This is a genomic window from Methylobacterium sp. OAE515, assembly GCF_041806315.1.
Classification (GTDB): Bacteria; Pseudomonadota; Alphaproteobacteria; order Rhizobiales; family Beijerinckiaceae; genus Methylobacterium; species Methylobacterium tardum.
On record NZ_JBGMUV010000001.1, the window covers coordinates 4,735,821 to 4,749,046 of the forward strand.

Genomic DNA, 13,226 nt, shown 5'->3' on the forward strand with positions numbered 1-13,226 from the left:
AGGAAAGCGAGCCGACGATGTCCGACAAGCTGAAGCTCTTCACCTCACCCTCGGCCTTCCCGAACCCGCAGCGCTTGCGGATCTTCATGCACGAGAAGGGCATCGCCGGTCACTTCGACGAGACGGTCTACGACATGTCACCGGTGGGCGAGCAGCGGGGTTGGAAGCACCTGAAGATGAACGCTTGGGGCGAGACACCGACGCTCGCGCTCGCCGACGGCTCTTACCTGAGCGAGACCTCCGCCATCGCCCGCTACCTCGACGACACGTTCGAAGGCCGCAAGATCATGGGCGGGACGGCGCACGAGCGTGGCCTCGATCAGATGTGGGACAACCGGGTGTGGGTCCACATCCTCTATCCCATCGTCACGGCATTCCACGTCCTGCATCAGGGTCTGGGCCCGAAGCTCGAACTGACCAGCAATCCGGCCTGGGGCGAGCATTCCCGCAAGGTGGCCCTGGCGCATGCCGGTTTGGTCGACCGGCATCTCTCCGACGGCCGGGCGTGGCTGCTGGGAGGCGATCAGCCGACGTTCTCGGACATCACGTTGGCGACGGCCATCGCGTTCTCCAAGTTCCCCGTCAACGCCACTCCGCTCGATGAGCGCTTCGAGCATCTCGATGCCTTCTGGCGGCGCTGGCAGGCTCGACCGGCCTTCATCGCCGCGTATGCGGACCGTAGCAGCGGTGTGCCGGAGATCGACAATCGCACATGAGCGTTCGGCGGTCGGGCGTGGCAACCGTCCGACCGCAATGCTGCTTTGAGCGGCGTACTGCGATGGCTGCTTTGGAGATGCCACAGCGAAGGTCCCCACGACCGGCTTGGGTCGTGAGTGGGCGCGACGGTGGCGTCTGCTTCTGCCAATTCTCGCCTGAAAGCGGACCGGCAGAAATCCACCCAGCCTAGCCCTTTAGATGCGCCCGCCGTCGGGACAGGATTTGGCCGAAAGCCGCCGGTCTGCTTCTGAGCGAACGGGCCACGAAAGCAGACGGCAAACGACCGATCCGCGGCCGAAGCGCAAATGGTTCAACCCTCGCCAGAGGGTCCGCGCGGTCAGTGCTCGACCCGGCATCACACGCCCGGCCATTGATAGTCCCGGAACTGATCCCGCAGCCTCGTCTTCTGGATCTTCCCCGTCGCCGTGTGCGGGATCTCCTCGACCAGAACGACATCATCCGGCAGCCACCATTTGGCGATGCTCGGGCGCATGAACGCGAGGATCTCAGCCTTGTCAGGCGTGCGGCCGGCCTTTGGCACGACTACGAGCAGCGGGCGCTCGTCCCATTTGGGATGGGCGATGCCGATCACCGCCGCTTCCGCCACGTCGGGGTGGCCGACCGCGAGATTCTCCAGTTCGATCGAGGAGATCCATTCGCCGCCCGACTTGATCACGTCCTTGGAGCGGTCGGTGATCGACATGTAGCCATTCGGGTCGATGGTGACGATGTCACCGGTATCGAAGAACCCGCGGTCGTCGAGGATCGGCGTGCCGTCCCGGAAGTAGGCCTTGGCCACCGCTGGGCCTGCAACCTTGAGGCGGCCGAGCGTGGCGCCGTCCCAGGGCAGATCGCTGCCCGAATCGTCGGTCAGGCGGAACTCGACCCCGAAGGGCGGGTATCCCTGCTTCGTCTTGAGGTCGAGGCTCGACGCCTCGTCCAGGCGCTCGACCTCGGGTTTGAGCGCGCAGAACGAGCCGATCGGGCTCATCTCGGTCATCCCCCAGGCGTGCATCACGGCGACCCCGTAGTCGCGCTCGAAGCGCTCAGTCATAGCGCGCGGACAGGCCGACCCGCCGATCAGGATACGGCGCAGGTGAGCGAGCCTGCGCCCCGTGGCGTCGAGGTGCTGAAGCAGCCCGAGCCAAACCGTCGGCACCCCCGCCGTCACAGTGACGTCCGCCCGCTCCAGCAACTCGTGCAGCGATGCGCCGTCGAGCCGGGGGCCGGGTAGAACCAAGCCCGCACCCGTCATCGGAGCCAGGAAGGCGAGCGACCAGCTGTTGGCATGGAACAGCGGCACCACCGGCATCGCGACGTCGCGGCTCCTGAGCCCGATGTAGTCCGGGCTGTTGTTGGCCATTGCGTGCAGCACGTTCGACCGGTGCGAGTAGAGCACGCCCTTCGGCTTGCCCGTAGTGCCGGAGGTATAGCAGAGGCCTGCCGCCGCGTTCTCGTCGAGGCGCGCCCAGGCGAAGTCCGCGTCCGCCTCTGCAATCCACGCCTCGTAGGCGACCGCGTCGCGCAGGTTCGTCTGCGGCATGTGAGCCGCGTCGGTGAGGATGACGAAGCGCTCGATCGTGGGCAAATCTTCGGCCAACCGCTCGACCAGCGGCAAGAACGTCAGGTCGAGGAGGAGGATCCGGTCCTCCGCATGATTGATGATGTAGGCGATCTGATCCTCGAACAAGCGAGGGTTGACCGTGTGGTAGACCGCACCGATACCGGTGATGCCGTACCACGCCTCCAAGTGGCGCCACGTGTTCCAGGCCAGCGTCGCCACGCGGTCGCCCGCACGGATGCTGTCCCGCTCCAGCCTCTTGGCGAGCCGCCGCGCTCGCTCGTGGATCTCCGCATAGGTCGTGCGGTGCATCGGTCCCTCAACGGAGCGCGAGATCACGGCCCGATGAGGGTGCTGGGCCTCGGCATAGTCGAGGATGCGGTGAATGAGCAGGGGCCAGTCCTGCATCTGGCCGAGCATGGCGCGCCTGTGCCTCCCTTTGGCCGCGCGGAGGCATCCGACCTCTTCGAACGCGGACTTGCAAGCGGGCATTTGGGGCCCGTTGGCGCCGAGCTTAGTGCATTTCGTGTCGGAAGGGATTCGGGTGGCACGCGATCTTGTGCCATCACCCAGACGATCAAACTTGATTGCGTCAGCGTCTGCTTCCGGGGTGCTGCCAAGTTCAACGACAGAGCGGCATCAGACCTCAAATTGAATGTCGGCTATCGGGCGGCCCTCCAATGACGGCCAGCTCGGCTGGATCGCCGCCGTAGACTGGGGCGTGTCCAAAAACTGTGTCGGCGGCGGGCAGATCCTCAGGTTCGGGATAGTGCCCGATGGTCGCGATCAGACCGTCGTGCCTAAGGGACTCAGATTCGAGGTATCGCTCGGCGAGCCGTTCGATGTCTGCGGGTGAAAGCGATCGGTTGAAGCGGACGAGGGTGAACAAGGTCCCTGTCCTCTCCCACAAACGCTGCGCCATTCGCCGGGCCTGGCCGGGTGTGGCGTGGCCGAGGGAGCGCAGGATCTCACGCTGGCCGAACCGTGGGCGCAGATCGTGGGGGATGTACGACGAAACAGGATCGTCTGTCCGCGGCGGTGGAGGTTGGTGCGGGGCAAGGCGTGATTCCCTGCCGTCCAGAACTGCGGACATCCCGAGTGGGCCTGGACGTTGCGATCGGACCGGGCGGGTCCGAAAACAGCCGGAGAAGCAACGGCGGGTTGAGCATCACAGGCGTTTGGCTGGGGCGCCAGGATTCTCACCTAAGCGCTAGCCAATGTAAGTCGCTGATGCGCCAGCACTTCGCAGCGTCGCAGCCGCGTTGTCGTACATCGATGTGTGACGCCGAGCAAGCTGTGATGGATCTACTTTTTGGTCATCCCTCTATCTCATTCGCTCAATCGCGCCACCTGCACTCGACCGCTCCGGCTTAGCGGAACCGAGTAATTCAGCGAAGTAAGGTGAGTGGAAGACGCGGCTCGGATACGCACGCGGCCCTCGCCGATCCGCTCGAACTGCGTGCCCACCCAGCCGCTCGGCGGGCAAATGCCCGATCCAGCGATCCTGCCTCCCGATCAGGAGGCGAGAATGGTCGCGACCGTCGGAAAGAGCGTCGATCCCGGATACTACCTGCGCTGCAGCGAGTACTATCTCGGTGGCCAGGAACCCAAGGGCGCCTGGCTGTCCCAGCCGGACAGCTTCGGCCTCGCGCCGGGCACCGAGGTCGAGCCGGAACTGTTCCAGCGGTTACACAGCGGCCTCGGACCCGACGGGCGCCCGCTGGTCCGCCAGCCACCGGGGCGGCGGGTAGGCAATTTCGACGTCACCCTCTCCGCTCCTAAGAGCGTCAGCATCGCCTATGCCCTGGCCGACACGCAGGATCGGGCGGCCATCGAGGCCGTCCAGCGCGAAGCGGCCCAGGCGGTCACCGATCTGCTCAACCGCGAGGCCGGCTTCATCCGCCGCGGACGCGGCGGTCGGGTCGTGCTGCCGGCCAAGCTCAGCGTCGCCGCGTTCCAGCACGCCGAGGCCCGCCCCGCCCCCCACCTCGACGGGTGCGTCTTCGCCGACATGGACCTGCACACCCACTTGTGCGTGGCGAATCTCGGCGAGGCGACCGTCACCGACGCGGGCGGCCGGACGCGCCGCCTGCACGGCGCCATCGACGGGCGCGCGATCTACGCGCACAAGATGGCCTGCGGCGCAGTCTACCACGCCAGCCTCGCCGCCGGCCTGCAACGGCTCGGATACGGCGTCGTCCCCACCGGCCGCAACGGCATCTTCGAACTCGCCGGCCGCGACGGACCGGCGATCCCCGAGCCGGTCAAGGCCTACTTCTCGGCCCGGCGGCGACAGGTCGAGGAGCGCTTGGCCGAGTACGACCTGGCCAGCGCCGCTGCGCCCGCGCTCGCCGCGGCGGTCAACCGCGCCTCGCGTGCCGACAAGCGCCCCGGCACCGGCGACCAGTTCCGGAACTGGCGCGAGCGCGCGGCGGAGCAGGGGCTGGGCGCAGAGTTTACGCGGTCTGTGCGCCTGGTGAGCCCACCCGCCCCCGAGGAGCGCGAGCGCCTGGTTCGAGCCCGCATCGATGCCCTGCCCAACGAGCTCACCCGCACCCAGTCCGTGTTCGAGCGTCGCCAGCTCATCGCCGCGGTGGCCGCAGCGCTCGTCGGGACCGGGGCGGGGCCGGAGCGGATCGAGCCCGAAGTCGCGCGCCTGGAGGGGGGCGGACGGCTCTGCGTCCTCGGTCGTGACCGCTACGGCCACGCCCTGTTCTCGACGCCCGAGCTCGTGGCGATCGAGCGTGAGCTCGTCGACCACGGTCGCCACCTCGCGGCCAAGCGCTGGCGCGCCGTGTCGGCGGCTACCATCGATCGCGCCTGCACCGCGGCCGGCCTGTCGGAGGAGCAGCGCGCGGCCGCCCGCCTCGCGACGGGCCCGCGCGCCCTCGCCCTGATCGAGGGGGCGGCCGGCTCAGGCAAGACCACGGCCCTAAAGGTGGTGACCGATCAGTATCATGCCCAGGGCCGGAGGGTGTTGGCCACCGCCACCGCTTGGCGCACCGCCCATATGCTGCGCGAGGAGCTCGGAGTCGAGGCGCGGGCGGTCGACAGCCTCCTCGCCCAGGCGCGCGCCGGCAAGACCGTGCTCGACCGCGACAGCGTGCTGCTCGTCGACGAGGCTGGACAGCTCGGCTCGCGCGCGATGCACGCGCTCCTCGCCCTCGCCCGCGAGTGCGGGGCCAAGGTGGTCCTGGTCGGCGACAGGGCGCAGCTCCAGGCGATCGCCGCCGGACCGGCCCTGCGTCTCCTAGCCGAGGTCGTGGCCCCCGCCCGGGTCACCACTATAGTCCGCCAGCGCGCGGCCCATGCCCGCGCGGCCGTCGCCGCCCTGTCTCAAGGCGCGGTGCCCGAGGCGCTGCGCCTCTTCGCCGAGCACGGCCACGTCGAGGAGCACGACGGCGCGCGGGCGACAGTCCAGGCCGCGGTCACCGCCTGGATGGCCGAACAGACGCGATCGCCGCAGGCCGACCACCTGCTCATCGCCAAGTCGAACACCGTGGTGCGCGCCCTCAACGCCGAGATCCGAGCGCGCTGGCGCGCACAGGGCATCCTGACCGGCCCCGAGCACGCTGTCGTGGCAGCCGACGCCTCGGGCCGGAGCTATCGCCTCGGGCTCGCCGTGGGCGACCGCATCCGTTTCGGCGTGCGCAACGACGCAATCGGCTCCGGCGTGATCAACGGCACGACCGGGCAGGTCGTGGCGGTCGCGCCAGAGCCCGACGGGCATCTCTTCCTAACCGCGCGGATCGGCACGGCTCCGGTGCGGTTCTCGACGCGGGATCTGGTCGACGCTGACGGGCGCGCACGGCTCGGGCACTACCTCGCGGTCAGCGCCTACGCATCGCAGGGGTTGACTGCGGAGACGGCGACGGTCGTCCTCGATGCGAGCTTCGACCGGCACGACAGCTACGTGGCACTGAGCCGCTCGCGCGGCCCGACCCGGATCGTGCTCGATGCCGGGCTGCTCGACGCACAACTACGCGCCAGGCGCGATCCGGATTCGGCGGGATCGCCGGTCGCGCCTGAGGAGCGCGCGGCCTTCCTCGGCGCGCGCCTGTCGCGGGGCGGCACGAAGACTGCGACCTTCGACGTCCTGGCGGGACCGGATGCGCCGCTCGCGACCAGGCGGACCAAGCGCCGCGACCGCGACCGCGACCGCGTGCTCTGAGCGACCCCCACCCCTCCGAACCCCGTCTGCGGCCTGCCCATCCAGCAGTCCGGGTGGGCAAGTTCCGAACGGAGCGATGGTGCGGGGGTCGGCGGCGAAGACCCCGACCCATTCGGATCCCGCCGATCACATCGTCGGCGGGGAGATCCGAATGGAGAAGCAGAAGGGGACTGACATGTGCGACAGGCGCGTCACAGTGCAGGCGGAAGCGATGATCCTGGCTCGCGAGACCGAGCAGGTGCTCTGCCTGATCATGGGGCCCGGCGACATCAACCGGGGCAACAACGCCGAAGCGGTCCTGGCCGATGCGCTCGGGCTGCCCGGCCGTGGTGAACACCACGATCGCGTGAGCCGAGGGCTCGCGGACCTCGATGAAGCTCGGCTGCGAGCGCTCCTGCCAGTGCTGTCCACGCTGCTTGCCGTCGCTCGCGGGTACGTGGCCTTCAGCATCTACCGGGAGCACATCCGGCGGCGCAGCCTGCTCTACCGGATCGGCCGCCGGCTCCGGATCGTGCGCTGAGCATCTCGATAGATCATCGGCGCGTTCTCCAATAATAATGTAGAACAGATCGAGACAAACAAATACATCGGCAGCAAATACGCCGCCGATGTCCCCAATAATGCCGATCATCACAGTCTACTCATAGCGGCGCGCAAGTGTCTACAACGGCCGACGGCGATCGCGTCCGCTCAAACCTGCGTCATCCATCCCGGAGTTGCGTCATGGCCAAGTCCCAGAGGAACCCCGCCTTCCCCGTCACCCTGCCGGGTCTCGTCGGCACGTTCTGCCAGGAGTCCTCCGTCGGCAAGACGATGCAAGCCACGCTCCTGGCCGACACCTTCGTGCTGGCCGACCACCCCTTCGTGGCGTTCCAGACCGACGACAAGCCGCGCCTGCAGAGGATGCTCGGCGCCGCCGTCACCAGCCTGCGGCCCGATCCCGAGCGCCTGCTTACCGAGCCGGCGCTGCTGCGCACCGCCCTGACGCCGCTGCACAGTGCGTGCTCGCGCATTAAGGCGACCGGGACCTCGGTCGAGTTCGACACCGGCGCCAAGGACGTCGAGATGGTCTGCGACTTCTTCCGCGACGTCGAGCTGGATCAGGACCTGCGCGACTGGGGCGTGCCTATGATCGGCTTCGTCCCGTTCCAGGCCGACCCCGAGGCGATCGAGGGGGCAGCCATGACCTGGCGCGCCCTGCGCAAGGCCATCCCGTGCGCGCGCCTCGTCCTGGTCGAGAACCGCTTCGAGCGCGGCGCGCTCGGGGCGCTCAAGCCCAGCAGTCCGGCCCGCCGCCTGTACGAGGCGGAGCTGCAACCGCTTGTTGCGGACGCGCCCCACCTCGTCATGCCCGCGATGCTGAGCGAGTTCTGGCAGCCCTTCGAGGAGGCGGGCATGCGCTTCATCAAGGTCATGGCGATGGATGTCGCCGAGGGCGCGAAGCACTTCAACATGGAGCCCGGCGACTTCAAGCTCGCCCGCGGCCACGTCACCCGATTCTTCCAGGCGATGTCAGCCGAGCTCGACCGGGTCATCGCCCTGCCGAAGGGGGGCCGGTGATGGACGCCCCGGATCAGCCCCCGCCGCGCCGGCCGCGGATCGTCATCGACTTCGCCCGCAATCGGGCGGAGGAGCTCGCCGAACTCAAGGACCGCATCCAGACCCTGGTAACCGAGTGCGTGAGGGACGGCCGGCCGCCGGACCCGGACCGGCTGCGCAAGCTCGGCCTTAGTGGGCAGCGCGCGTTTTTCCGCGCCCTGATCCACGCCCTGCGGCGCGAGGCGAAGGCGGCCACGCCCGCGCCGACGCGCCCGGCGGCGCGTCGGGGACAGAACCGGCGATCGACGGCCGAGGCCGATCGGCCCGGTGTGATCGCGGCGGCCGACTGGCCCGAGCGCCGACGCCGGCGCGCCGCGCTGGCCGATCGGGTGACGGTCGAAGTGATCGCGCTCGGCATCCTGCTGACCGGCCTGTGCCTCGCCGGCCTGCATTTCTTCCCGCAGCCCTGACCGCGACATCGATCGGAGACTCCCATGAGCTTTCCCCTTCCGCACTTCTGGGTCGGCCTGACGCCGCGCCGCCATCCCGAGAACGCGGTCCTGGCCGGCCTCGCCGCCGGCCTGGGCCTTGGACTCGCCGCCTTCCTCGTCCTGTTGGCTGGCGCGCCGATCCACGATCCCGTGCGGACGAGCCACCTCATCCTCGCCCCCGCCGATGTGTGGCGAGAATTCGTCCGAGGCCAGCTCGACGAGCCGATCCATCTGCGCCTCGGCTGCGCTGGGCTGATCGGGCTGTGTCTCGGGGCCTGGGCGGCCTACCGGGTCTGGACGCAGACCTCGCCGACCGAGCCGTTCCGGCAGCCCGACCCGGGTGATCCGAAGGTCTTCCGGGGCGACCTCGCCCGGACGCACCTCCAGCGCGCCTTCATGGAGGAGGCGGGCTGGTCGGACGAGCCCGGGCTGTGGCTCGCGCCCTATCTCGCGGTCCCGCGCCCGCTAGAGACGCGCAACATCATGATCCTGGGCGCGCCCGGGTCCGGCAAGTCGAACCTGTGTCGGGCGCTGGGGATGTCTGCGATGGCGCGCGGCGACCGGCTCGTGTTCCACTGTGCCAAGGGGGACGTCGCCGGCGCCTTCCGGGCTCGGGACGTCGTGCTGATCTCCCCAACCCACAGGGACGGCTGGGCCTGGGATCTCGGCGCGGACATCGACGGGCCGGCGGCGGCGGCCGAATTCGCCCGGGACGCAGTCCCGGCCTCGACGCAGCCGTTCTGGTCCGACACGGCACGCCTGGTGCTGGCCGACGTCATCACGGCGATCCGGGCCGAGCGCGGCGGTGCCTGGGATGCGCAGATTCTATTGGAGGCACTGCTAGCCGCGCCCCAGGACATCCAGGCCCGGATCTCCGGGCTCGACCTCAGCGCCAGCCCGCTGCTGGGACCGGAGGGTGTCCAGGAGGTGTCCAAGACGGTCGAGGGGGTGATGGCCACCCTTCTGTCCGGGGCGCTGACCACTTTGCGCCCCCTGGCGTTCGCCTGGTCGCGGCACCCGGCGGACCGGCGCCTGTCGCTCAAGCGCTTCCTCGCGCCGGACTGGGCGGGGCCGGGCGTGCTGATCGTGCAGTCCAACCCGGACTTCCCACAGCTCTCGACGGCGGTGTGCGGCGGGATCCTCAAGCGGATCTGCGCGCGGGTGACCAGCCCAGACTTCGAGGCCGGCAAGCCAAAGGTAACCATGATCTTAGACGAATTCTACAAGCTCGGCAAAATCGAAGGCTTGGTCGGCGGTCTATCTGTTGGAAGAGAGAAGCAGTTGGTAACTATAATCGCACTGCAGTCGGTATGGCAATTGCACGAGTACTACGAAGACAGCGCGGAGACGTTGTCGGATCTGTTCCAAATCAAAATCTACGGCCGCCACGTCGCCGGCGAGGGGGCCGAGGATGCGGCGCGTCGCCTCGGTACGCGCACGATCCGCGGCAGCGAGCGCAACACCCACAAGTCGACGGAGCACACCGGCACCCTGAAGCCGCTGGAGCGGGAGCTGCCGGTCTTCTCGGCGACGCAGCTGCAGAAGGACGTCGGGCTATTCCACCCCGGCACGTCGCGCGAGGTCGTGCGCGCCGTGCTGCACTACGCCGGGACCGCTTACCGCCTCGACTGGCCGCCGACCCGCTGGGCCAAGCGGGGTCGGGGATATATCCCGGCCCCGTGGACGCGCGATCCCGTCACCGCCGACGTGAAACAGGAGCCGAATCGGGGATCAGGAACTCCTCCAGCCGCCGGATGACCTCGGCCCTGTCCGCCCACCAGGCAGCCTCGCAGGTCGGGAAGCTCAGGAGCGGGCCTCGGATCGCCAGGAGATCCGCGGTCCGCTCCACGCCCCAGGGGGCGGCCGGATCCGCGCACCAGCCGTAGGTGACCTCCAGGGTGTCCTTCCCCCCATCGACCTCGGCGGCCGCATCAAACAGCGCCTCCCAGACGGCCTCCGAGAACTGGCTCCGGAAGAACCGGTCCCGCCCTTCAAAGCCGTCCTCTTCGAGACCGAGGAGCCGCTCGGCATCGAACACGTCGAGATGGGCGTGACCGAAGCGCTTGAGATCGCCGATCCAGGCGGCGAGCGCGCGGTCGGCCTCCGGTTCTTGGGCGGGATCGTCGCGGTGCACGCTCGCGCCGTGGAGGGCGGCTGTGAGCCACTGCTCGGTGCTGAAGCCGGCGGTGACCTGATCCTTGGCGATCCAGTTGCCTTGGACCTCGGAGAGGTGCTGCGCCAATAGGTCGGCAGCCCGGTCGATGTGCGCCCGGACGGTCGCGGTCCGGTAGAGCTTGGGCACGCTCGCCACGCCGACCGGACGGCGATGGACCTCCGCCTCGCGCCGCACGTCCTGTCCCGCCACGAAGGTCGAGGCGCGGGCCCCAGCCTCCCAGGCGGCCTTTCGCAGCGCGGTTAGCACCTGGCTGTACCAGGTCGCCACCGCTCCGGGCGTGACGGCTGCGGGCGGGACGCCCCGAGCGATCCGCTCGGCATGGTCGGCGGGCCAGTCGCGGCGGTGGTCGAACAGGGTAGCCGCGTTCGCGACCTCCCACGCGACCTGCGCCCGGATGGCCTCCGGCGAACGCCCGAACAGGGCGCGGCAGGTGTCGGCCTGCTGCGCCGCCTTCCACGCGCCGCGCGGGGCCACGCTCTCGGCGAGGTGGACGCGGTGCTCGCCGGTCACTTGGCCGCAGCCGAGCAGCATTCCGGCGTGCTCCACGAGCTGGATCTCGATCAGGCGGTCGCCCCTTCGTCCGCTGGGACGGCCAAGGAGATGGCCGAGCTGCAGGTTCGTCTGGGTGTCGACGATAGCGGCGTGCTCGGCCTCGCCGCGGTCACCGCGCGGATCCCACAGCCTCAGCTCGGGGCCAGCGAGCCGAAGCATCTCCCAGAGCATGAATGTGGCCATGTCGAGGGCGTCGCGGTTGTGGCGGACGAACAGGATCTGCTGCTGTCCGTTGTCGCCGAAACGGCGCCCTTCGAGGTCGCAGACGTGGCCCTGCTGCAGGAACAGTTGCTCCATCTCCGGGAACAGCGACAGCGGGCGGTAGCGCAGGCTGTCGCGAGACACGGTGCAGAAGTCGAGGCGGCGACCTGGGAAGCGCGCGGTATAATGCGCCATGAGCTGCTGGCGCTGGATCTCGGTCCAGCTCCGGTCGGCGTCGAGGTAGATCGAGGCGATGTAGCCCGGATCGCTCGGGAAGATCTCGCGGACCCCGTCGTCGGGGGCCTCCTCCCAAGGACCGTCGAGTTCGGGCGGATGCGGAAGGTCGGCGAGGTCTGCGAGGTCGAGGGGCATAGGAGGCTCCGGGTTGCTCAAGGGGTCTGGCGCAGGCGGGCGCGGGCGGCGGCGATCTCGTCGACGGACACGTCCTTGTCGTCCGCCACCGTGTCTGTCTGCGAGCGATGGGAGGTAGATTCCTGCGACCTGGGCGCCGACGCGCGACCCCGTCCCCCGACGTTGGTGGGCGCAGTCGAAGTCGCGGCTGGGCGAGACGACCGTCGGCGAGCGGACGACAGGGGCCGTCCGAAGCCACCATCGCCGACCGACGGCCCCAGGCGCGTGGCGCAAATGCGCAGATGGTTGGCGGTGTAGGGTTGCCCGGAGGGACGCCGGACGCCGGCCCGTGAGAGAAGGTGGGCCAGACTCTGCCAGGTAAGCCCGCGGGCGCGCAGGGCGTCGAGGCCGTACTGATGGGCGCGCAGCACGCGCTGGAAGGGCACGCGCTCGCCTCCATAAGAGAGGTTGCGTGCGATGTCCTCGGCCCAATTCTGCGGATCGACCTCGCTCATAACGTCTAGTTTATCAGCGATGACTTATTCTACCATCAAGCCGAACCAAACAATTGCGAGCATATGAGAACCGTTCGGATAGGTTCCCAAAAGTTTAAAAATGTTCTCTACACACCTGTGCACCTTGCGATGCTGAGCGGGCAGGGAAACGCTTTTCTGATACGGGACGGCGCCGTCCTTTGGTGCGGCATAGTGATCCGCTCCGACGATGTGGGTTATGAGCCGCGTGCTTGCAGCCGCCTCCAAGGACTTCAGTTGTTGGCGGTTACGGCCCAAGCGCGCCCGCTCGGTCTCCGAGCGCCAACTCTTGCTCGATGTCTGGCGTATCCATGCCGCCCCTCACCGGCGCTCCGGAGCTCTGCAGGAGCACGCCAGCGTGCGGGTCGAGGGCGGTTTCACCAGTCGCAGTCGGGAGGAGCGCCTCATGCGCCGGAATGTTTTCCGCGGCCTGGCAGGTCGTCAATTCCGGTCCTGCACGCCGGAAAGCGATCACAACCTTCCGATCGCGCCAAACCTGCTGAAGCAGGACTTCTCGCCCGAGCGGCCCAGCACGGTTTGGCGGGCCGCCATCGCCTATCTGCCGACTGGAGCGGGCTGGCTCCACCTGCCGCTGTCCTCAATCTGGCCATCCGCAAGATCGTCGGCTTGTCGATGCGCGATCACATGCGTACGGAGTTGAGCGTGGCTGCGCTGATGATGGCCGCCCAGCGGCAGCGACCGGCAGCCGGGCTCATCTTCCACTTGGATCGCGGCAGCCAGTAGGCGGCCGAGGCCTATCGAAGGCAACTCGCCAGAATGGGGGAAACGCCGTCGATGAGCCGGAACGCCTGCTGCTACGACGACACCCCGCTGGAGAGCTTCCTCCACATCCTCAAGGTCGAGCTCGTCCATCAGCGACGGAGGGCGACTCGAGATCCGCGGAATCCGGGTAGGATCAGAACGTGCTTATGCG

10 protein-coding genes and 1 pseudogene are annotated in these 13,226 nt (G+C 68.6%); 7 read left to right on the plus strand and 4 right to left on the minus strand.

Going from position 1 to position 13,226, the window contains the following annotated elements:
- The first annotated feature begins 86 nt into the window (after positions 1–86).
- Positions 87–716: a glutathione S-transferase family protein gene (locus tag ABIE45_RS23195; RefSeq protein WP_373622560.1), complete on the plus strand. Its 630-nt coding sequence runs from the start codon at positions 87–89 to the stop codon at positions 714–716.
- Between the two features lie 356 nt (positions 717–1,072).
- Here ABIE45_RS23195 and ABIE45_RS23200 read toward each other — a convergent pair whose 3' ends face one another.
- Together ABIE45_RS23200 and ABIE45_RS23205 are read right to left on the minus strand one after the other, a co-directional pair.
- A complete protein-coding gene (locus ABIE45_RS23200) occupies positions 1,073–2,698 on the minus strand; it encodes a long-chain-fatty-acid--CoA ligase (RefSeq protein WP_192710585.1) in 1,626 nt (541 codons plus the stop codon).
- Positions 2,699–2,924: 226 nt separating this feature from the next.
- Complete coding sequence (locus ABIE45_RS23205; RefSeq protein WP_373622562.1) at positions 2,925–3,371, minus strand: DUF6538 domain-containing protein; 447 nt, start codon at positions 3,369–3,371, stop codon at positions 2,925–2,927.
- Positions 3,372–3,806: 435 nt separating this feature from the next.
- Here ABIE45_RS23205 and mobF point away from each other — a divergent pair, with 435 nt between their 5' ends.
- The 5 genes from mobF (at position 3,807) to ABIE45_RS23230 (ending at position 10,237) form a co-directional block, all read left to right on the plus strand.
- Positions 3,807–6,449 (plus strand): MobF family relaxase, encoded by a 2,643-nt coding sequence (gene mobF / locus ABIE45_RS23210; protein ID WP_192710583.1) that lies wholly within the window; start codon positions 3,807–3,809, stop codon positions 6,447–6,449.
- A gap of 151 nt (positions 6,450–6,600) precedes the next feature.
- Positions 6,601–6,969: a hypothetical protein gene (locus tag ABIE45_RS23215; RefSeq protein WP_192710582.1), complete on the plus strand. Its 369-nt coding sequence runs from the start codon at positions 6,601–6,603 to the stop codon at positions 6,967–6,969.
- A gap of 203 nt (positions 6,970–7,172) precedes the next feature.
- The gene (locus tag ABIE45_RS23220) at positions 7,173–8,009 is read left to right on the plus strand and encodes a hypothetical protein (RefSeq protein WP_192710581.1); all 837 of its coding nucleotides are present in this window, start codon (positions 7,173–7,175) and stop codon (positions 8,007–8,009) included.
- A complete protein-coding gene (locus ABIE45_RS23225) occupies positions 8,009–8,458 on the plus strand; it encodes a hypothetical protein (RefSeq protein ID WP_192710580.1) in 450 nt (149 codons plus the stop codon). The genes ABIE45_RS23220 and ABIE45_RS23225 overlap by 1 nt, the downstream gene beginning before the upstream one ends.
- A gap of 24 nt (positions 8,459–8,482) precedes the next feature.
- Entirely contained in the window at positions 8,483–10,237 is a 1,755-nt protein-coding gene (locus ABIE45_RS23230; protein WP_192710579.1) for a type IV secretion system DNA-binding domain-containing protein, read from the plus strand.
- On the opposite strand, the gene ABIE45_RS23235 is transcribed toward ABIE45_RS23230, so the two are convergent.
- A complete protein-coding gene (locus tag ABIE45_RS23235; protein ID WP_192710578.1) occupies positions 10,176–11,780 on the minus strand; it encodes a hypothetical protein in 1,605 nt (534 codons plus the stop codon). The genes ABIE45_RS23230 and ABIE45_RS23235 overlap by 62 nt on opposite strands.
- A gap of 17 nt (positions 11,781–11,797) precedes the next feature.
- Complete coding sequence (locus ABIE45_RS23240; protein WP_192710577.1) at positions 11,798–12,274, minus strand: hypothetical protein; 477 nt, start codon at positions 12,272–12,274, stop codon at positions 11,798–11,800.
- 214 nt (positions 12,275–12,488) lie between these two features.
- Between ABIE45_RS23240 and ABIE45_RS23245 the strand changes: the two are divergent.
- Positions 12,489–13,189 (plus strand): annotated as a pseudogene (locus tag ABIE45_RS23245) (IS3 family transposase); the annotation flags it as partial.
- Positions 13,190–13,226 lie beyond the last annotated feature (37 nt).